The sequence below is a fragment of the Anoxybacillus sp. B2M1 genome (assembly GCF_001634265.1).
GTDB classification, from domain to species: domain Bacteria; phylum Bacillota; class Bacilli; order Bacillales; family Anoxybacillaceae; genus Anoxybacteroides; species Anoxybacteroides rupiense.
The window spans coordinates 1,471,537-1,492,213 of sequence record NZ_CP015435.1; the positions used below are offsets into that span (position 1 = coordinate 1,471,537).

At 42.1% G+C, this 20,677-nt stretch carries 18 protein-coding genes and 2 riboswitches; of the genes, 2 read left to right on the forward strand and 16 right to left on the reverse strand.

The genetic code is table 11. The features are described from left to right. Nucleotides 1–95: 95 nt before the first annotated feature. A complete protein-coding gene (locus GFC28_RS07110) occupies nt 96–2,240 on the forward strand; it encodes an ATP-dependent Clp protease ATP-binding subunit (protein ID WP_044746708.1) in 2,145 nt (714 codons plus the stop codon). Between the two features lie 94 nt (nt 2,241–2,334). On the opposite strand, the gene GFC28_RS07115 is transcribed toward GFC28_RS07110, so the two are convergent. The 10 genes from GFC28_RS07115 to GFC28_RS07160 all read right to left on the reverse strand — a co-directional run bounded on the left by GFC28_RS07115 (nt 2,335) and on the right by GFC28_RS07160 (nt 13,391). Continuing rightward, nucleotides 2,335–2,751, reverse strand: coding sequence for a PaaI family thioesterase (locus GFC28_RS07115; protein ID WP_231734594.1), 417 nt, complete (start codon nt 2,749–2,751; stop codon nt 2,335–2,337). Between the two features lie 407 nt (nt 2,752–3,158). Further along, nucleotides 3,159–4,343 (reverse strand): ABC transporter substrate-binding protein, encoded by a 1,185-nt coding sequence (locus tag GFC28_RS07120; RefSeq protein ID WP_231883432.1) that lies wholly within the window; start codon nt 4,341–4,343, stop codon nt 3,159–3,161. A gap of 22 nt (nt 4,344–4,365) precedes the next feature. Beyond that, nucleotides 4,366–5,106 (reverse strand): ABC transporter ATP-binding protein, encoded by a 741-nt coding sequence (locus GFC28_RS07125; protein WP_044746709.1) that lies wholly within the window; start codon nt 5,104–5,106, stop codon nt 4,366–4,368. Next, complete coding sequence (locus tag GFC28_RS07130) at nt 5,106–5,888, reverse strand: ABC transporter ATP-binding protein (protein WP_044746710.1); 783 nt, start codon at nt 5,886–5,888, stop codon at nt 5,106–5,108. Before GFC28_RS07130 ends, GFC28_RS07125 begins: the two co-directional genes overlap by 1 nt. Before the next feature lie 14 nt (nt 5,889–5,902). After that, nucleotides 5,903–6,928 (reverse strand): branched-chain amino acid ABC transporter permease, encoded by a 1,026-nt coding sequence (locus GFC28_RS07135; RefSeq protein ID WP_052661054.1) that lies wholly within the window; start codon nt 6,926–6,928, stop codon nt 5,903–5,905. 4 nt (nt 6,929–6,932) lie between these two features. Beyond that, a complete protein-coding gene (locus GFC28_RS07140; protein ID WP_044746711.1) occupies nt 6,933–7,811 on the reverse strand; it encodes a branched-chain amino acid ABC transporter permease in 879 nt (292 codons plus the stop codon). A gap of 1,016 nt (nt 7,812–8,827) precedes the next feature. Then, nucleotides 8,828–9,487 carry a TetR/AcrR family transcriptional regulator gene (locus tag GFC28_RS07145; protein WP_044746712.1) on the reverse strand — a complete coding sequence of 220 codons (660 nt, stop codon included), beginning with the start codon at nt 9,485–9,487 and terminating at the stop codon, nt 8,828–8,830. A 13-nt stretch (nt 9,488–9,500) separates the two neighbouring features. Continuing rightward, complete coding sequence (locus GFC28_RS07150; RefSeq protein ID WP_044746713.1) at nt 9,501–10,529, reverse strand: ABC transporter permease; 1,029 nt, start codon at nt 10,527–10,529, stop codon at nt 9,501–9,503. Continuing rightward, nucleotides 10,526–11,254 (reverse strand): ABC transporter ATP-binding protein, encoded by a 729-nt coding sequence (locus GFC28_RS07155; protein ID WP_044746714.1) that lies wholly within the window; start codon nt 11,252–11,254, stop codon nt 10,526–10,528. Before GFC28_RS07155 ends, GFC28_RS07150 begins: the two co-directional genes overlap by 4 nt. 442 nt (nt 11,255–11,696) lie before the next feature. Continuing rightward, nucleotides 11,697–13,391, reverse strand: coding sequence for a M3 family oligoendopeptidase (locus GFC28_RS07160; RefSeq protein WP_044746780.1), 1,695 nt, complete (start codon nt 13,389–13,391; stop codon nt 11,697–11,699). A 160-nt stretch (nt 13,392–13,551) separates the two neighbouring features. Further along, nucleotides 13,552–13,735, forward strand: a riboswitch (Lysine riboswitch). A 92-nt stretch (nt 13,736–13,827) separates the two neighbouring features. Between GFC28_RS07160 and GFC28_RS07165 the strand changes: the two genes are divergently transcribed. Next, nucleotides 13,828–15,255, forward strand: coding sequence for an amino acid permease (locus tag GFC28_RS07165; protein WP_044746715.1), 1,428 nt, complete (start codon nt 13,828–13,830; stop codon nt 15,253–15,255). A gap of 143 nt (nt 15,256–15,398) precedes the next feature. On the opposite strand, the gene GFC28_RS07170 is transcribed toward GFC28_RS07165, so the two are convergent. The 6 genes from GFC28_RS07170 to GFC28_RS07195 all read right to left on the reverse strand — a co-directional run bounded on the left by GFC28_RS07170 (nt 15,399) and on the right by GFC28_RS07195 (nt 20,582). After that, nucleotides 15,399–15,842 carry a MarR family winged helix-turn-helix transcriptional regulator gene (locus tag GFC28_RS07170; protein ID WP_044746716.1) on the reverse strand — a complete coding sequence of 148 codons (444 nt, stop codon included), beginning with the start codon at nt 15,840–15,842 and terminating at the stop codon, nt 15,399–15,401. Nucleotides 15,843–16,045: 203 nt separating this feature from the next. Beyond that, nucleotides 16,046–16,588 (reverse strand): 1,2-dihydroxy-3-keto-5-methylthiopentene dioxygenase, encoded by a 543-nt coding sequence (locus tag GFC28_RS07175; RefSeq protein WP_044746717.1) that lies wholly within the window; start codon nt 16,586–16,588, stop codon nt 16,046–16,048. Between the two features lie 29 nt (nt 16,589–16,617). Continuing rightward, nucleotides 16,618–17,250: a methylthioribulose 1-phosphate dehydratase gene (locus GFC28_RS07180; RefSeq protein WP_044746718.1), complete on the reverse strand. Its 633-nt coding sequence runs from the start codon at nt 17,248–17,250 to the stop codon at nt 16,618–16,620. Further along, nucleotides 17,247–17,906, reverse strand: a complete 660-nt coding sequence (locus tag GFC28_RS07185; protein ID WP_044746719.1) for a 2-hydroxy-3-keto-5-methylthiopentenyl-1-phosphate phosphatase — start codon at nt 17,904–17,906, stop codon at nt 17,247–17,249. The genes GFC28_RS07180 and GFC28_RS07185 overlap by 4 nt, the downstream gene beginning before the upstream one ends. Then, a complete protein-coding gene (gene mtnW / locus GFC28_RS07190) occupies nt 17,903–19,141 on the reverse strand; it encodes a 2,3-diketo-5-methylthiopentyl-1-phosphate enolase (protein ID WP_044746720.1) in 1,239 nt (412 codons plus the stop codon). Before mtnW ends, GFC28_RS07185 begins: the two co-directional genes overlap by 4 nt. Before the next feature lie 61 nt (nt 19,142–19,202). Beyond that, nucleotides 19,203–19,310: riboswitch (SAM riboswitch) on the reverse strand. Nucleotides 19,311–19,391: 81 nt separating this feature from the next. After that, nucleotides 19,392–20,582 (reverse strand): pyridoxal phosphate-dependent aminotransferase, encoded by a 1,191-nt coding sequence (locus GFC28_RS07195; protein WP_044746721.1) that lies wholly within the window; start codon nt 20,580–20,582, stop codon nt 19,392–19,394. Between the last annotated feature and the right edge of the window lie 95 nt (nt 20,583–20,677).

A 20,677-nucleotide genomic window follows, 5' to 3' on the forward strand; every position in this document is an offset into this window, starting at 1 on the left:
AAAATTTATAAAAACCTCTTGAAAGTCAAAAAAGGTCAAATTATAATAAAGTTAAAGTCAAATATAGTCAAAGTCAAAAAAGGAGGTTATGCCTCATGCTTTGCCAATTATGTCATCAACACAAAGCAACCGTATTCGTTCAGATGCAAATTAATCATGAAAAAAAGCAGCTGCAGCTTTGTCATGAGTGCTATACAAAACAAAAACAAGAATTGACCATTCCAATGAATTTTGAATTCGGAACATTTCCATCCATTCCGCTAGATTCGTTCTTTTCAGGAAACCTGGCGGCCGATTCAGCATTCTCTTCTTCGGCAAATCCAATACCAATGACGCCATCGCACAGAGGCGGCGGCTTTTTAGATCAATTTGGTCGCAATTTAACCCAGCTAGCAAAGGCGGGATTGATCGATCCAGTCATTGGCCGCGACCAAGAAATTGAACGAGTCATTGAAATTTTAAACCGGCGCAATAAAAACAATCCTGTGCTGATTGGAGAGCCGGGTGTCGGAAAAACAGCGATCGTCGAAGGATTAGCCTTAAAAATTGCGGAAGGACGCGTTCCAGAAAAACTGTTAAACAAAGAAGTATATTTGCTTGATGTCGCTTCTCTCGTAGCCAATACTGGCATTCGCGGACAATTTGAGGAGCGAATGAAGCAGCTCATTGCCGAACTGCAACGGCGAAAAAATATTATTCTTTTTATCGATGAGATTCATTTGCTAGTCGGAGCCGGCTCTGCTGAAGGCTCCATGGATGCAGGCAATATTCTGAAGCCAGCTCTTGCCCGCGGCGAACTTCAGATCGTTGGAGCAACGACATTAAAAGAATATCGACAAATTGAAAAAGATGCTGCTCTTGAACGTCGCTTCCAGCCTGTTATTGTTCATGAGCCAACAGTGGACGAAGCCATCCATATTTTAAAAGGAATTCAAGAAAAATATGAACAATTCCATCGCGTAAAATATACGGATGAAGCGATTCAAGCGTGTGCAGCTTTATCGCACCGCTACATTCAAGACCGCTTTTTGCCGGATAAAGCCATTGATTTATTAGATGAGGCTGGCTCAAAAGCCAATTTACGCATTGCTGCAACAGATGAAAAAAATATTCAACAACGATTGGCCTTTTTAGCGAAGGAAAAAGAAAAAGCAGCGGCGGAAGAAAATTATGAACGCGCCGCTCAATTGCGGGCTGAAGAGCTCCGATTAGAAAAGCAGCTGCAAAACCAGCAAGCTGATGAAACACCGATTGTTGATGTTGCTGATATTCAGCAATTAATCGAAGAAAAAACGGGCATCCCTGTCGGCAAGCTCCAAGCTGACGAAAAAACAAAAATGAAGCAGTTGGAAGAAAACTTAGCGAAAAAGATCATTGGACAAGAAGAAGCGGTGAAAAAAGTGGCTAAAGCGATCCGCCGCAGCCGGGCTGGACTAAAAGCGAAAAACCGGCCAATTGGCTCCTTCCTCTTCGTCGGCCCAACAGGAGTCGGTAAAACAGAGCTGACAAAGACGCTGGCAGAGGAGCTATTTGGTTCAAAAGACGCCATGATTCGTTTAGATATGAGCGAATATATGGAAAAGCATTCTGTATCGAAATTAATCGGTTCACCTCCTGGCTACGTTGGACACGAAGAAGCGGGACAGCTAACAGAAAAGGTGCGCCGCAATCCTTATAGCATGATCTTGCTTGATGAAATTGAAAAAGCCCATCCTGATGTGCAACACATCTTTTTGCAAATCTTAGAGGACGGGCGTTTAACAGATAGCCAAGGCCGCACAGTTAGCTTTAAGGATACCGTTATTATTATGACAAGCAACGCCGGTGTTACCGATAAAAAAATTACAGTCGGCTTTGAAAAAGAAAATCGCGTTGGCCAAACAAGCATTCTCGACTCTCTAAGCGCGTACTTCAAACCGGAGTTTTTAAATCGCTTGGATGCCATTATTGAATTTAAAGCGCTGCAAAAAGAGCACATGCTACAAATTGTTGAGTTAATGCTTGCTGAGCTGCAAACAACCTTAAAAGATGAGGGCATTCAGCTTGAAGTATCGCAGGAAGCGAAGGAAAAGCTTGCTGAAATCGGCTACCATCCTTCATTCGGAGCTCGTCCGTTACGCCGGGCCATTCAAGAGCATATCGAAGATCAAGTGGCTGACTTACTTCTTGATCAGGATAAAGTGAAAAAAATTCAAATTACAGTTGAAAACGAGCACATCGTCGCCCGATCAATAAATTAAAGAAGAGGCTGTCTCAAAAGGGCATTCAAACATCCTTTTTGAGACTAGTCTCTATTTTTTATTTCTCTGTGGAATCCAGGATTTCTCTTTCATTTTATTGTGTAGGAACAGAAACAACTGTTCCTTTCTTCCTATAAACCATCCCTTCGGCGAGAGCAATAATCTCCTCATTATCATTCAAAACAACAATCCGGTATAATCCGAGACGATGTGGGTCCGTTTCTTCCTGTGCAACGGCTATCAGCTTTTCGCCCACGACGCTCGCTTTAATGTAATGCATGGTCATCGTAATTCCAACAGCGATTTGATTATGGGAATTGCTGGCGCAGGCAAAGGCTATATCCGCTAAAGAAAAAATCGCACCACCATTTGTGCTTCCATTAAAATTCAACAAATGGTCTTTAATTTCCATTGAAACTTGCGCATATCCTTGTCTAACTTCATCAATAGAAACACCTAAATATCGAGCGAAAGGGTCTTCCTTCATCTTCTTTATAAGTTCTTCCATCATTTTTTATTCACCCCGCTAATTATAATAGATGAAACTTACCCTTTTAACCTTTATATCTTCAATATGAAGCTCGTGTCGTTTTTGTATCCTAACAACGAACCGCTTCCAGACCCATTTATTAGTCTGAAAGCGGTGTCGTTCGAGCTTTTATCACGTGAATCCATAGCTAAAGGCAGATCCACAGCTTTCTCTCATTTAGCAACTTTTCAAAGACCATTCAGTAAATCTTCACATTTCATTTATAATTTCAATTAAATTCCTGAATATCAGAAATATAGTTACGCATACGCTCCTTGTCTCCTCTTTCATCCCCATTAAACACGGATTCAAGCATAGCACTTATTGGTCCTTACTATATATCATCTAACTCCATGTTTTACATCACAATAATAAAATTATTCGCTTTCTTAATTCTCAAGCAGCGTCCATTTTCCATCTTTGACAACAGCCATAACCATGCTATCGGAAGTTAAGCCATTGTGATCATCTGGAGAAAAAGTAAACATGCCTGTTGCCCCAACCCAATTCTTCACTTTGTTTTCTAAGAAATCACGAATAGACTCGCGATCATTGGCACCGGAACGCAATGCCTCAATGACAAGCATTATATTATCATGCCCATATGCTCCAAAGTTGGTTGGTTCATTCCCATATTTTTCAACATATGCTTTGTGGAAAGATGTGATCACTTCGTACTGAGCATCATCTTTAGGAATTTGCTCAGGAAACAATAGCTTTCCTGTGGGAATAACAACGCCTTCCGCTGCATCCTTCGCTAAATTAATGAAATTTTGATTTGCTATACCATGGCTTCCGATCATCGGTATTGCCATATTCAACTTCTTCATATTACTAGCAATCACCGCAGGACCTGGGTTTGTTCCCCAAACTACAACCGCCTGCGCTCCTGAACTTTTAATACGCGTCAGCTGTGCACTCATATCTGGATCTTGAGTGTTATAGCTTTCTTTTTCTGTAATTTCAATATCGTATTTTGAAGCCAATTTTTCCAATTGCTCTAATCCGCTAGTTCCAAATGAATTTGAATCTGTTAGCGTACCAATTCGGTTAATGCCTTGTTTGTTAAGGTACTCATAAATTCTTTGAACAGCATGAACATCGGAATGCGGTGTTTTAAAGACCCATTTAGATTCCTGTACAGGGTCGATAATATGAACACTTGCTCCTGCTGAAATCATGGGAACTTGATTCTGCATAGCAATTCCTTTCATCGCCAAGCTTTCGCCACTTCCAGACGATCCTAAAACCACTAGCGCCTGTTCATCATGAACAAGACGATTCATCTCTTGAGTCGCTTTTTCCTGATTTGATTCATCATCTGCTAAAATTAAGCGGATAGGCACCCCGTTAATTCCACCTTCAGCATTGATTTTATCAACGATTAATTGTGTTGCATTCCATTCCGGCTCGCCAAGAGGGCTATTGGGTCCTGTTTTAGAATAAATGGCCCCTATCACATATTCAGAAGCTTTTTTATTTCCTTGACCGCTATTCTCCTCTTTGCTGCTACATGCAGCAATAAAAAGAAACACAGACAAAACGAATATGAGCAAAAACCTTTTTTTCATCATTCTCTCTCCCCCTATCAATTTTTTATGAGATCGCTTGGCCTAAATAAGCTTCTTTAACTTCCTTATCGTTTAACAATTCTTGTGATATTCCTGATTTTACAATTTTGCCATGCGAAATAACGTATCCGCGATCGGCTATTTTTAATGATGCAACAACGTTTTGTTCAATCAGCAATACAGTGGTTCCAAACTCCTTTTTCAGTTCTCTAATCAGCCGAAGAACCTCTGCTGCGACAATTGGCGCTAATCCTAAAGTTGGCTCATCTAACAGAAGCAGTCGCGGCTTAGACATAAAGCCTCTAGCAATCGCTAACATTTGTTGTTGTCCCCCTGATAACGTACCAGCTAATTGTAATTGTCTCTCTTTTAAAATAGGGAACAACGCAAAAACTTTTTCTAAGTTTTCCTCCATTTCTTTTCGTCCTGATTTTCGATAATGATGAAAGGCACCTAAATGCAAATTATCCAATACAGACAGAGTAGTAAAAATTTGCCGGTGCTCAGGAACATGAATCAAATGCTTTCTGACAATCTTTTCGGCAGTTAGTGAGGTGATGTCTTCACCGTAAAAATAAATTTTTCCGCCAGCTGGTGTCAGCAACCCTGAAATCGTTTGTAGCAATGTTGTCTTGCCCGCTCCGTTAGCACCGATTAAAGCCACAATCTCTCCTTCATTCACTGTCAAAGATACTTCGTCTAATGCTCTAATGGGGCCATAATTCACTGATACCTTTTGAATATCAATAACCGACTGTTGTTCCATCACGCTCCCTCCCCTGCTTTTTCCTCTATATCAGCTCCCAAGTAGGCACTGATAACATCCTCATTATTTTGAATTTCCTTTGGTGTCCCTTCAGCAATTTTGCTTCCTTGATCAAGAACGATAATTTTATCGCATATCCTCATCACTAGATCCATGTCGTGCTCAACGACAAAAACGGTTATACCCTTCTCTTTGATTTGTTGGATTAATCTTGCCATCTCCTTTGTCTCTTTATGATTTAATCCTGCCGCAATTTCATCAAGCAATAACAGCTTTGGTTTTGTTGCCAATGCCCTAGCAAGCTCTAAAAGTCGAAGAGCCCCTAGTGGAAGGCTGCTCGACATTTGATCATATAGTCCTTCGAGCCCTACAAATTTCAAATATTCCATAGCTGTTTCGTATAAAATTTGTTCTTCTTTTCTCGTTCTCGGAGAAAAGAAAGCGGCAGAAAGCATGCTGCTTCTTGTATGAATGTGGAGCCCAACCATCACATTCTCAATAACTGTCATGTTTTTGAAAATTTTAATATTTTGAAATGTACGGGCAATCCCTAAACGGCTTACCTCGTAATTAGGAAGCTTCTCGATATTTTTCCCTTCAAAAACAATTTCTCCTATTGTTGGAGGGAATACCGCAGAAACCATATTAAACATCGTACTTTTCCCTGCGCCATTTGGACCAATGAGCCCTACAATTTGTCCTTGCTCGATAGAAAAGCTAACATCTTTATTAGCCACTACCCCTCCAAATTTTTTTGTCACATTTCGCACTTCTAACAACATCTCTGCCTCCCCCTTTAGTAAGAACCTTTAGAACGGCGGTACAATAATGCTGATAAACCATGCGGGATAAAAATGATTACACATACTAAAATCAATCCATAAATCACTTGTTCAAAATCACTTGTAATAAAAGTAAATTGCTCTCCAAGATTATGAACGACAACACTAATAAAAGTAATAAAAATGGCGCCACCGACCGCTCCCCATATACTCCCGCTACCTCCAAGAACAACCATTGTCAAAAAAATGATCGAAGCGTCTAGTGAAAATGAGCTTGGTGAAATACTGTAGCTCATATGAGCGAATAGCCATCCAGCCAATCCCGCTAGCATAGCGCTCAATATAAAAATTTGCATTTTATACTTTCCTGTTTCTACCCCCACTGAACTTGATGCAATTTCGCTGTCATGAATGGAACGGAGCACTCGTCCAACATGTGAATGGACGATATTTAAGGACAGCATCACAACAAGTGATACAATTCCCCAAACGAAATAATAATAGGATACGCCTTGACTTAATGTATAACCAAATAAACTCATGGATGGGATGCCGTAAAAGCCAGAAGCTCCTTTTGTTACTTCCCGCCATTCTAAAAGAAGTACGTGCACAATGATGCCAAACGCTAATGTTGCCATGGCTAAGTAATATCCGCTTAACCTTGACATAGTGTAACCCATTATAAAAGCTAACAGGGCTGGCAGAAGAATAGAGATGAGCAGGCTAAGCCATGGAGACCACCCGTAAGTTGTTGTTAGTATGGCGGTTGCATAAGAGCCTACACCATAAAAAGCAGCTTGCCCTAACGATATTTGGCCTGCATATCCCATCAATAAAGCTAACCCAATGGCAATAATGGAATAGATCCCGGCAAATGTTGCTTTTGTTAAATAAAAAGATTCATTGACCAATATCGGAAATAGGAGCACCAATGCTAAAAATCCGCAAAAACGGATCCAGTTTGTTTGTTGAACCCCTTTCAAATTTCCCTTTTTTCGAAACCTAGATAACGATAACCGTGAGCTTGTTTGTTCCTTCATGCGATCATAATCCCCCTTTTCCAACACTTTTTTCTCCTAAAATACCGCTTGGTCGAATTAATAAAATGACTAGAATGCAAGTAAAAACAATCGCATCTTTTAAACCGGAGCTGATATATCCAGAACTGAATGATTCTAAAAACCCGATCACTAATCCGCCGAGTACCGCTCCAGGAGCACTGCCAAGCCCGCCTAAAATAATAGCCGAAAAGCCTTTTATGCCTAACATAATTCCCATATCGTAAGCGGGGAACATAATCGGCGCAACTGCCAGTCCAGCCAGCGCTCCTAATATTGCACTTAACACAAACGAAAAGGAAGACATTTTTCGTGGGTTGATTCCCATTAGTCTAGCTGCTATAGGATTGACTGAACAGGCTTGAAACGCTTTTCCGACAAGGGTTTTATTCATTAATAAATACAGTGCAAGGACAACAGCTAGCATGATTATGATGATCCAAATACTTTGCGGGGTGATCGCAGCTCCTCCTACATTAATCGATTCATTTGCAGTAAAAGGTTCAATCCGAACCGGATTTTTCCCCCATATTATCCCAGCCATTCCTCGGATAAAAATTGAAATACCAATCGTTAAAATGATTAAGCTTAAAGGATCTGCTCCTTTCGCTTTACTGAGAATCGTCACTTCCATCCCCCAGCCTATCACCATCACTATGGCAATGGTAAAAAAGAACGCAACCCAATATGGCAAACCACGGCTGACAAGGGTAAACATGATCATTCCACCAAGCATAACAAACTCACCCTGGGCAAGATTAATCACTTTTGTAACGCTGTAGATCGTCACAAAACCAAGAGCCACAATTGCATAAATACTTCCTATGGTTGCCCCTGTTATGAAAAACTGTAAAAAATTCTCCATATCAAATTCCCCCTTTTACATTTATTACATTTTTTTATATTACGTTTTTTTATCGTCATCTATTTTTTAGAAAATGTTAGCGTTTTCAATCATTAATGTCAAGAATTTTTAGAAAATTACATTAAAATAATTATACTATTTTTACGTTGTTAAAGTTGTTTGTTTTTATAAAAATGATAAAACAAAAAATTTTCGAATGGTGAAAAATAATCGACAAATAATGACGGTCTAAGACTTCATTTCTATGTTTTTTAGCTAGCATCCTTCAATACAATAGATTATTAATATAACGTTTTTATATAATACGTTTAATAAACGTGATTTTTAAAAAACAATAATGAATATCAGTGGAAAGAGAGAGGTGATAAAAGAATTATCCTAGTAATATTGAGGTAACACAAAAGAAGAACTTCAATTAAAACATTTGTGTAGGACATTCACAAAATTAACCATTTATTAATAAAAATCCACCCTTCTTGGAATTTATGGTTCCAAAAGGGTGGATGAAATTCAAATGTTATAATAGAAAAATACATCACTACAGAATAAGCGAATTCCCCGCTTTTCCCTCTCTAAAACAGCTGAACTTTCCTTTTCTACCATCTCGGTCTTGTCAATGAAAGGATAAACACGAGGTAAAAAATGATAAGCAATCTTTTATCTTAAAACCTCTCCTCGTTCTCCTTCTTAAATTGTGGATGATCGTCGGGTTACAATACTAGTTTCCCTGCTATTGATGCCCCCAACATATTCCCCTTTCCTTTATTACGCCAAGTCATGCGCGTTGATGATCTGAGCTGCAAACCCAGCTTAAGCTTTTTATAGCACATCCCTGAACAAGTATTCGATGTAGTAGAAAAATTTGAAATTAATCGTCCGCTTTTTATCAACAGCCATGTAGAAACGAAGCGAATAAAAACGGCGCACATCTGCAGAAGAAGGGAGTTCATTCTTTATAGCAATATATCTTTATACAGTGTTTTATTAAGATAAAGAAGAGACTGATGCCAACACCATCAGCCTTCCTTCTTTAATCCATGCATAAGCATTTGGATGGTGCGCTCCATTTCCTGCTCATCATCCCATTGGAGGTTCGGTAGCAGGATGAAGCGAGTGAGCAAAAAGCCGACGATCGTTGTAATCGTCATCCGAATAATCGTATTCGCCGGCAAATCAGCAAGCTCTCCCTTCTGCTGAAAATGATCAATAACTCGCTTAAATTTCCCATAGATATTCTCCATAAATACCGTTTGAATTTGCTCTTTAATATCTGAATGAAATGCAGTTTCCTGCCAAAAAATCCGAATCATCGGCAAATATTTTTTCACGAATTCATAACGGTTGTTCATCAGCGCTCTAATAAAGTCTTCATAGCTTGAATATTGGCTTTCAAATACTTCTTTAACAAATTCTTTCGCTAAAAACGGGGCCGCAATTTTCATAATGGTTGGCGTCACAATCGCCATCAGCAGTTCTTTTTTCGTTTTATAATGGCGGAAAATCGTTCCTTCCGCAACGCCCGCTCGCTTGGCGATTTCGCTTGTTGACGTTGCAGCATACCCTTTTTCTGCAAACATTTCAATCGCCGCTTCTAAAATTTTTGCTTGCTTATCACTTAGCTTTACTTCCTCATCATTTATTTTCAAGAGCTCCTGCAGCCATTGCTCATCATTCATGTTCATTTGCTCCTTACAATTTTCGATATTTCTTTAACGCTATTACATTTAATATCATAAATAACAAAGAAAATCCAAGCAAAACATATACGTCTATGGCAATCTCGTTCCAACCATTGCCGCGAATCATAATCTCCCTTAATGCGTCCGCTCCGTATGTCAATGGCATGATCACACTGAATGAGCGGAGCCACTGTGCCATTGTTTCCAAATTAAACAATCCAGAGAAGAAAATTTGCGGCACAACGATAAGCGGAATAAATTGAATCATTTGAAGCTCATTGTTCGCAAACGCTGATAATAATGTCCCAAGCGTTAGCGCCGTCATCGATAGCAAAAAAGTAATCAGCAGCACATACAAAAACGACCCTTCCATCATCATATCAAGCACATGAATCGCAAACCACGAAATCAAGCTGGCTTGAAATGTGGTGAAAATGCCAAAACCGATCACATAACCAACCACAATCTCCCATCGTTTTAACGGCGTTGCCAACAGACGCTCTAATGTTCCTCTCGTCCGTTCTCGTAAAAAAGAAACGCCAGCGATTAAAAAGACAAAAAAGAAAATAAAAAAGCCAATCAGCACAGGGCCAAAGTTATCAAATAACGCCATCTCTTCTGATCCGTGCAAATAGATGGTGTCAAGCTTCATCGTTTTTGTCTGCGGAGTTAGCTGTTGAAGCGTTTTTTGCACAGACATCAGCACAGCTTTGTTAGCCGTCGGATCGCTTCCCTCCAATGTCATTTGCGGCATTCCTTCTTTCATTTCAATAAAAGCGTCAATTTGTTGCTTGTTTAACTGAGCTTTCGCTGTCTGTTTGTCCATCCACTTGATATGAGCATCATTTTTTTGCAGCTTTTCAGCAAGCGCCACAGGGACGGCTTGATCCACTGCAATCGTTGGTTTATATTCTTCACCATTAAAGACTAAATTCATTAAAAATAGGACAAACATCGGCGCTAAAATCATGAGTCCAAGCGTCCGCTTATCACGAAAAAATTGACGGATAATTCGAATCACAATCGCGCGTACTCTCATTGATGCGCACCTCCAAAATATAAAAATGCCTGTTCAATCGTCTCGGAATGGGTCTTTTCTTTTAATTCATTCGGACTTCCTACAGCAATCAAGCGCCCGTCACGAATCATCGCCAGCCTTTGACATTTCTCCGCTTCATCCATGACGTGAGTCGTTACCACAATCGTTGTTCCTTGCTGGCGAATGCGCTCAAGTTCTGCCCAAATCGATTGGCGAAGCACAGGATCGATTCCTACTGTCGGCTCATCTAAAATTAACACTTCTGGTTCGTGCAACAAAGAAGCAGCCAAAGACAACCGTCGTTTCATTCCTCCTGAATAATGGTGCACCGTTTTTTTCAAATGCTCTGTTAAATGGACAAGCTCCGCCACTTCTTCAATGCGCTCCTTTTGCCTTTTTCCCCTCAATCCATAAATAGCGGAAAAAAATTGCAGGTTTTCAAGCGCTGTCAATTCTTCGTATAATGCATCTGATTGCGCCATAAATCCGATGCGCTTCATCGCTTGTAAATGAGGCATTTTGACATCAAACACATGAATCGTGCCTTCCGTTGCTTGATCAATTCCCGCGATTAATTTCACTAAAGTCGTTTTCCCCGCTCCTGATGGACCTAGCATTCCAAAAATTTCTCCCCTCTCCACAGCAAGGGCAATGCCATCAAGAACTTTCTTTTTTCCAAATACTCTCGACACATGCTCAACACAAATGCACGGTTTCGCTACCATCTTTATTCCTCCATCTCACCAAAAATGAGTGATTACTCACTTCATTATAACTTGCTCTCGAATAAAAATAAAGTGAGTACTCACTCATCAAATAAAAATTTTTAGAGACTTTATTCTCGACCGTTGAACCTCATGGCCGAAAACAGCCCCTTTCTCCGCTACAATAACGATTCCAGTCCCTCCATCCGCAACAGATTTCTTTAAGAACTTTGCTACCAATGTTGATCGTCTCTTCTCCGACCATCGTTCCGCCTAAACGTTCGTGGCTTTGCGAATGTTCCTCATCTTTCTCTCCTTTTCTTCATATCCTATTCCCTTTGCATTTCTACATAAACTCGACAAAAAAAGGAAGAAAACCTACAACGGTCGATTCCTATCCTCTATAGAAAAAAGCTGGCCAAAAAAAGCTAGCCAGCCTTCCAATCAAGCAAATCGGTCATTTTTATAGTTGTTGATCGTTGACGCTGTCCAGCCACTGCTCAATTTCTCCAATCACGGATTGGACGCAGCCATCTGCAAATGGCGATTTTAAATGAGCCACTTGTATAAGTTCAGTAAATGACTTGCTTCCTCCCTCGCGGCAAAGCGTCAAATAATTGCGCCACGCTTCCTGATAATTTTCTCTTGAACGCTTCCAAAACTGAAATGCGCACATTTGCGCAAGCGTATAGTCAATATAATAAAAAGCCGTTGTATAAATATGGCTTTGACGTTGCCAAAAACCGCCGCGCTCCAAATAATCATGGCCATCGTAATCCCTTGTTGGCATGTATTTTCGTTCGATTTCCCGCCATTTTCTCTTCCGTTCCGCTGGTGTTGCCTCCGGATTTTCATAAACGAAGTGCTGGAATTCATCAACCGCCACCCCGTATGGCAGAAACAGCACAGCCGAGCTTAAATGATGAAATTGATATTTTTTCGTATCTTCTTTAAAGAACAGCTCCATCCATGGCCATGTGAAAAACTCCATGCTCATGGAATGGATTTCACACGCCTCTAACGTCGGCCAATTATACTCTGGAATTTCGTAATGGCGGCTTTCATACACTTGAAAAGCGTGGCCCGCTTCATGGGTGAGAACATCAATATCGCCGGACGTGCCAGTAAAATTCGCAAAAATAAAGGGCGCTTTATATTCTTCTATATATGTGCAGTAACCACCGCTTGCTTTCCCTTTTTTGGCCAAAAGATCCATCCATTCATTTTCAATCATAAACCGGAAAAACTCGCCTGTTTCTGGTGACAGCTCTTCATACATTTTTCGGCCGTTTTCGATAATCCACTTTGCATCCCCTTTTGGCGTCGGATTGCCCGTCGGGAATGAAAATGCTTCATCGTAATATTTCAGCTTCTCGACGCCAATTCTTTTCCTCTGGCGTTCATACAGCTTTTCTGCTAACGGCACAATATAAGCTTTCACCTGCTCACGGAATCGCGCAACCATTTCAGCATCATAATCGGTCCGTCCCAACCTTGCATATCCAAGTTCAATAAAGTTGTTAAACCCTAGTTTTTTTGCAATGCTTGTACGCACTTTGACAAGCTGATCGTAAATATCGTCAAATTGTTCCTCATGCGTTTCAAAAAAGGCAAACCGCGCTTCATTTGCCCGCTTCCGCATTTGCCGATCAGGCGACTCCACAAACGGCTGCAGCTGTGCCAACGTGTATTCTTGTCCTTCAAATAAAATTTTTGCGGAGGCTACCAGTTTTGTATACTCGCTTGCTAGCTTATTTTCTAACTGTAAATCCGCGACAATCTCAGGAGAAAACGTTTTAAGCTCTGTTTCCGCAAGTGCAAATAACTGTTTTCCCCAGCGTTTTTCGAGCTCCGAACGAAATCGGGAGGCGACGAGCGCCTCATAATATTCGTTGACAAGGCCTTTGACAATCGGATCCACCTCATCGAAAAAATCTTGCTCCTGCTTATAAAAGTCATCATTTGTATCAACCGTATGGCGAATATAGCAAATTTGCGCCATCGTGCTAAATTCGTTGCGCAGTTTATTAATTTGCTTCATCGCTTCATCCTGCTCTTCCGCATGCTGCGCCTGTTGAAACGCCCGCAATGCCGCTTGAAATTCTGTCTTTAGTTTTTCCATGTCAGGGCGCTTATATAGAAACTCGGAAAACTTCAAATCCATCCCTTCCTTTTCCTCAAAAATTTCTAACCTTAGTTATATTCCACTTGTTTGCTAAAAATTCCTGTTCATGCTTCAGATAAAAGCATATTGACGAATATTGTCGAATCGTGTATGATTATCAAGGTAATTGAATATTTTTTCTTCTCGTCAACTTAGATGAGATAGAGGTTGCAATGGATAAAAGTAGTTTGAATGAGGGACAGAGGAACCGATGACTTCAAATGAAAGGATTCATTGCCGAAGTTTGCAGCGTACTCTGGCGCCGCAAGCTGGGCCTGCATTCGAATAGAGTCAGGACTGCCATCGCTTAATGGAAGCGATGGAGCGCTATCTACATTAAGTTAGATGCGGATGTCACATGCACCCGTTGAAAACTTAAGGGTGTATTTTTTTTGATAAATGGACAAATCAGAAAGGAGTAGGGGTTATCTTGCAGCAAAATAAACTAGGTCTCTGGGTATTAACGGCGCTTGTCGTTGGGAATATGGTTGGATCAGGAATTTTTATGCTTCCTCGTTCACTTTCAGAAGCCGCGAGCCCTTTAGGGGTCATTTTAGCTTGGCTATTAACAGGTGGTGGAGTGCTAATGACCGCTCTTGTCTTTGGCAATTTAGCGATTCGCAAGCCTGAGTTAAATGGCGGGCCGCAAATTTACGCGAAGGAATTGTTTCCAAAGAGATCAAACGCCTCGGTTTTATCGGGATTTATGTCTTCCTGGGGCTATTGGATTGGAAATTTTGCTGGAAACGTGGCCATTATTACGACATTTACGAGTTATTTATCCACATTCTTTCCGATTTTAACAAGCAAACAAACCGTATTTATGGTAGGCGCTACACCGATCAAACTCGGCAACCTCCTTACCTTTATGGTTTGTACCGCTCTATTATGGGGAATGCACTTTATTATTTTGCGCGGCATCGAGGGAGCCGGAAAACTAAATTTCATAGCCACTTCGGCAAAGGTACTCGGCTTCTTTTTATTTATTGCCATTAGCTTATTTGCATTTGATAAAAGCAACATCGGCTCTGTCGTCGCTCCGCGTTACGATGAAGCAGGCCATGCCGTTAGCCTGTTCGGACAAGTGACCGGCGCGGCCGTTGCGACGTTATGGGCATTTGTCGGAGTGGAATCTGCGATTGTGTTCGCTTCACGTGCACGCAAGCAAGCAGATGTCAAACGGGCGACCATTCTTGGTTTGCTGATTGCTCTCATCATTTACATTGGCATAAGTGTGCTTGTAATGGGCTTGCTGCCGCAAAAACAGTTGATTCATTCAGAGAAGCCTTTAGTGGATGCGATTCAAACCATTTTAGGCCCCAGCGGCGCATACATCTTAGCTGGACTTGGCCTCATCAGCCTTCTTGGCTCGACGCTCGGCTGGGTGTTATTAAGCGCGGAAGTTCCGTATCAAGCCGCGAAGCAAGGATTATTTATCCCTGCCTTCTTAAAAGAAAACAAAAAAGGAATGCCGAAATTCGCTTTAATTTTGTCAAATGGATTAGCGCAACTTTTCATTTTCTCAACGATCTCTCATTCGATGTCAGCCGCATTTGATTTTGTCATTTATATTGCGACACTCGCTTATCTCGTTCCTTACTTTATCGCTTCTGTCTTTCAGCTCAAACTCACATGGACAGGAGAGACATATGAAACCAATACAAAACAGCGAATCACAGATGGAGTCATTGCAGCACTGGCCACTATTTATTCCATCTGGGTCATTATCGCGGGAACATCTGACATCAAAACCTTTATGCTTGGCGTTGCGTTGCTCGCAAGCGGCATCATTTTTTATCCGCTTGTGAAAAAAGCAGTAGATAAAGAAGAAAACGCGAAAAAAAGACTGTCAGCTTGATCCAAAAAAGAGGGGTTTCTCCCTCTCTTTTCTTTTATCTATAGTCCCTCCTCTCTCTTTATCAAAAAAGAACGCGCGCCCGCCACCCATTATAAAAAAGCGCCAGCGAATCTTTGATCCGCTGGCGCTTTCACCATCTGTACTTATTGCTGTTTCGCACCGTATCCCATTTTTTTCAATAATTCAATAACCTGTTCTTTCTCTTCAGTCGTTAATCCGGAAAGTGTTTCATGGATCGTTTGTTCATGCTCCGGAAATACCTTTTCAATAAAAGCTTTTCCTTTATCCGTAATCGAAGCATAGGTTACACGGCGATCCTTTTCACATGCTTTGCGCATAATCAGCCCTTTTTGCTCTAATTTATCGACAACATATGTGATGCTGCCGCTTGCCAGTAAAATTTTCCCGCCAATTTGCTGCAATGGCTGATCCCCCTTATGATATAGCAATTCCAACACAGCAAACTCCGTAGGGTTCACGCCGAACGACTGAATGGATTTATTTACTTGATCATTAACAGCACGGTACGCTCTTGACAGCACAATAAATAGCTTTAATGATTGCAAAATTTCCTCTCTATCCGCCACTTGTCATCAAATCCTTTATCGGTCGAATTCGAAGCCATTGTAGCGAAAAATCCTCTCTTTGTCAATGAAACGCCCCGATCTACGCCGTCCATTCTGCACGTTCTTCTGCCATTCGTTTCAGTGCTGGAAAACCTCTCGGCGAATCGATTCGATTCCATCCATCAAAAAGCGCAAGAATCGCTTAAGATTCCTGCGCTTTTTGGTTATTGAACAGCTTCTTCTTTTTCCTCATAAGGATGGGCAACCCAGCCAGATGGATCAATAAACAAACGAACAGCTACCACTTGGCGGTCTTCCATTAATGTGAAGAAATGCGGATTTCCTTCTGGAACGGAAATAACATCGCCAGCTTCCAGCTGCACTTCAAAATATCCTGTTTGTTCGTCGCCTTTAATAATGAAAATGCCGTGGCCCGCGACGATGGCGCGTACTTCATCCTCCGTATGGATATGCACTTGTTCAAATTTCTTCAATAATTCCTCTAAATTCGGAGTAGCATCTGATAAAGCGACAACATCCCACGCTTTATAGCCTCTTCTTGCTGCTAAATTCTCAATATCATCTTTAAAAATCGCTAAAATTTCCTCTTTTTCCTCGTCACTCAAAACAAACGTTTCTTTTAAGTGACTTGGCAGCTTGCTAACCTCCCAATGTTCATACAGAACGCCTTGCTTTTCTAAAAAGCTCCCTACATTCTCATGACCTTTGATCCATTCACCCGTGTTTTTAATTTTAATAACTGCCATTTTTCATCCCTCCATTGTCATTTTAAAATCTATGAAGTGAATACTTTGTGACCTTTTAGCATAAGCAGCTTAACATGATAGCTAAACAAAAACTCGCACGCTTCTAAAAACTTTTTCGCTTCAAAAGAGCTCCTTCCCCATACGGTAATACCGTGGTTGCGAATCAGCACCGCTCCGCTATCTGCCGAGACGTGCTGCGAAAACTCAGAGGCAAGCGTCGGAATGTGCGCATGATTCCGAATAATCGGAATGCGGAAAACCGCATCTTCCTCCCAAAGACCAAACGCTTTAATCATTTCTTGGCCGGTAAAAATGACTTCCCCATCATCCCCATACAGTTCAGAGACGACATTATTATCAATCGTATGAACATGAAGCACGCAGCTAGCGTTCGTTTTATTATAAATTTCCACATGCAGCAAGGTCTCAGCCGATGGCTTTAAATGGGTCGGCTCAGCCGGATTGCCCAAAGCGTCGACAAGAAGAAAATCATCATTTGTTTGCTTTCGTTTATCTTTTCCGCTGGCTGTAACGAAAAAGGTCAGCGGCTGATCAGCCACCTTGATCGATAGATTCCCGCTTGTTCCCAAAAACCAATCGCGGGAAGCCAGTTCTGCTTTGACATCAGCAAGCTCTGCCCATTTCTTCAATAAATCACTCATGCGCTCACCTCCATCCTTTTCAAAGATTCCATGACATCATAGAACGTCGTAAACGGCGTATGAGCAAGGTCCAGCTCCGCACATTTTTGCAACAGAAAATCACGGGCAATCACGTGATCGGCAAGCTGGGCGACCGCTAAATCCGTAACGGAATCACCGATGACGATCTTCGTTGCATCTGGTGTTGCTAGCTTTCTTAGCAACGACGGCTTGCAGCAGCCGCAACCATTACGGCAATGGTCATCACACGCATACGGCCATGTAATGCGAATCGTTTCCCCGCTAAAATCCGAACCATTGCAAAAAATCGCGTCTTTTCCAATAAGTCCTTCTAAAAGCGGATAAACGAAAAAATCGATTCCGCCGCTAACGACATAGAGCGGAATGCCTCGCTCCTTTGTAAAGGAGACAAATTCACGAAAACCATCGCGAATTTGGGCAGTCCCTAAAATAAAATTCGTAATCTCTTCTTTTAGCCGGGAAGGAAGAAGCGAAAACATCGCTCCGACGCCATCTTGAACAGAGCAGCGTTGCGCGAGCACATCCTCTTTGATGCTTTCCCATTGCGGCGGAGCAAATTGCTTCATAATCGCTATAATGTTGTCATTATTCGTAATCGTGCCATCGAAATCACAAAAAATAATCGGTTTCGTCATACTTTCACCTCTTGAGTGCCCCATAAAGCCATTGCTTTTTGCAATGAATGGTTTTCCTTTGCCGCCTCACTTAAAGGCTTTCCGGCTAATACTGCCGCGATTGCGGCGCTAAATGCCTTCCCGCCTCCTGCCGCTCCCTCTGGGTGTCCATGCACCCCGCCTCCTGCATTAATGACGCTGTCGATGCCAAAATCGCGGATAAGAAGCGGAACCAGCCCTGGATGAATGCCGGCAGACGGAACAGGAAGCGTCTGTAAAAATACATCTTCCTTCGTTAATTCATAGGCAATGCCATTTGCTTCTTCCTTGGCCAAAGCGACGTTTCCATATGGAGACGGGAACAAGGAAAAATCGGCCCCTGCCATGCGAACGAGCTTGCCAAGCAACAAAGGATGGCTTACACCGTAAAATTCCGACGGGGTCAACGCCCCGCTAAACGCCGGATGCGCCATAATCGGAATGGAAATCTCCTCATCCTCCCGCAATCCTTGCAATACATCCAGCCCGTACGCGAACACGTTGAACAGCAGCAAATCGGCGCCAAGCTCCGCCGCTCGCTTCGCTTTCTCTTTTAACTCAAACGTTTTTCCCGAAAGATTCACCGCATAAAGCGTTCTATGCCCTGTCTCTTCATATACGTGTTGCAAGACTTTTTTTCCTTCCGCAATTCGCTTTTCGAATGGTGCCTGTTCATTTTCAAATAAAATTTCATCATCCTTGACAAGATCTACTCCTCCAAGCGCCTGCTGTCTCAGCTGCTTGGATAAATAGGACAAATCGCGCCCGATCACACCTTTAAAAATGCTCATTAACAGCGGGCGGCCATAAACATCCAGCTTTGCGCGAATTCCCTTAATGCCGAAGCGAGGACCGGGAAATGCTTTCTTTAGATCATCAGAAAACTCTAAATCGATCAGCTTAATCGCGCCATCTAATGACAATTTCCCAAACACCGTCGTCAAAACAGCGGGCAAATCGGCGCTGAAGTTGGCACTTGGGTAAGCGATCTTGACCATTCCCCGCTTCAAACGTTTTCCGAAATATTGATTGGCACGTTCGCTTTCTTCAAACGGTTGCACATGCACAACCGTTCCTTTATGTTTACGCAGTTGTTCTTTTTCCAAAAACGGCAATTCGGTCCATGAACCGATCGTTAAGCCAAGCGCGATTTTCTCTGCCTTCTTCTCCAAATCAGCCTCATCATAAAGCAGATACGTGGCGATGACTTGGCTCATTCTCATCCCTCCAATTCCAATAAAAAACCTCTTCCATAAGAAGAGGCTTTGGTTTCAACTCTTCTTATCTCTCAGCATAATGCTGCAAGAATTAGCACCGTGCTTAACGTTGGTTAAGTCGGTTGCCGGGCTTCATTGGGCTCGTCCCTCCACCTGCTCTTGATAAGAATGACAGCTTCTATTCATTTTTTTGAAATTTTCGTTTTGCAAATTTAATTCGAATTATGACAGGGATCATGCAGATTGTCAATTATTTTTTTACCGCTTGCTGAAAAAGATCGAGCTTAGCGATGCGCCGTGCCGCTTCTGTCAAACGTTCTTCGCTTGTCAACAGCCCGACGCGCACATATCCTTCCCCGTGCTCGCCAAATCCAATCCCAGGCGCCACCACAACATGCGCCTGCTCAAGCAATAAATCAGCAAAGCGTTCCGAAGTCCAGCCCTTTGGTACCGGCAGCCAAGCAAAAAAGGAGCCGGCTGGAGCACTTACGTTCCAACCAATTTCCTGTAAAGCTCCAATGAACGCATTGCGCCGTGATTCATACAACGCTACCAACTCCGTCACGCATTGCTGTGACTCAAGCAGCGCAACCGCTGCCGCTTCCTGAATCGCACCAAACAAGCTGACATATAAGTGGTCTTGCAAAAGATTGATCGCAGCAATCACACTTTCATTGCCAATCGCCAAACCTATGCGCCAGCCAGCCATATTATACGTTTTGGAAAATGTATAAATTTCAATACCGACATCCTTGGCTCCTTCCGTCTGCAAAAAGCTGATCGGTTTTTGCCCGTCAAATCCAATCGCACCATAAGCAAAGTCATGGACAACGCAAATTCCATGCTTTTGTGCAAATGAAACGGTCTCTGCAAAAAACGAGTCTGTCGCTACAGCCCCCGTCGGGTTATTTGGATAATTTAAAAACATCAGCTTGGCTTTCTCCACCACCTTTTCATCCAATTGACGATAATCAGGCAAAAAGCCGTTTTCGCTATAAAGCGGCATCATTTCCATTTTCGCACGCGCTAATGCCACTCCCGACCAATAATCAGGGTATCCCGGATCCGGAACAAGCACAACATCGCCCGGATTTAATAAGCACTGCGGGATTTCCACAAGCCCTGCCTTTCCGCCGAATAAGACAGCTACCTCTCGCTCAGGATCAACCGTAACGCCATATTCGCGCTGATAGAAAGCAGCGACCGCCTCTTTTAAAAACGAATAGCCACGAAACGGAGAATACTTATGGTATTTTGGATTAGCCGCCGCTTTTTGCAGCGCTTCTACGATATGCGGAGGCGTCGGTTGATCAGGATTGCCTTGGCCAAGATTAATCACATCATGTCCTTGAGCCACCACTTTTCCTACTTTGTCGACAAGCGAAGCAAAAAACTGCTTCGGAAGGCTTTGCAACAACTCGGATTGGACAAATGATTTCAATTGCTTCACCTACTCAAAAAATTCTTGAAATTCTAGTCAAACATCATATATCGTAAAAATTAAATTGTAAAGACATTTTTTTGAGGTGAACGATT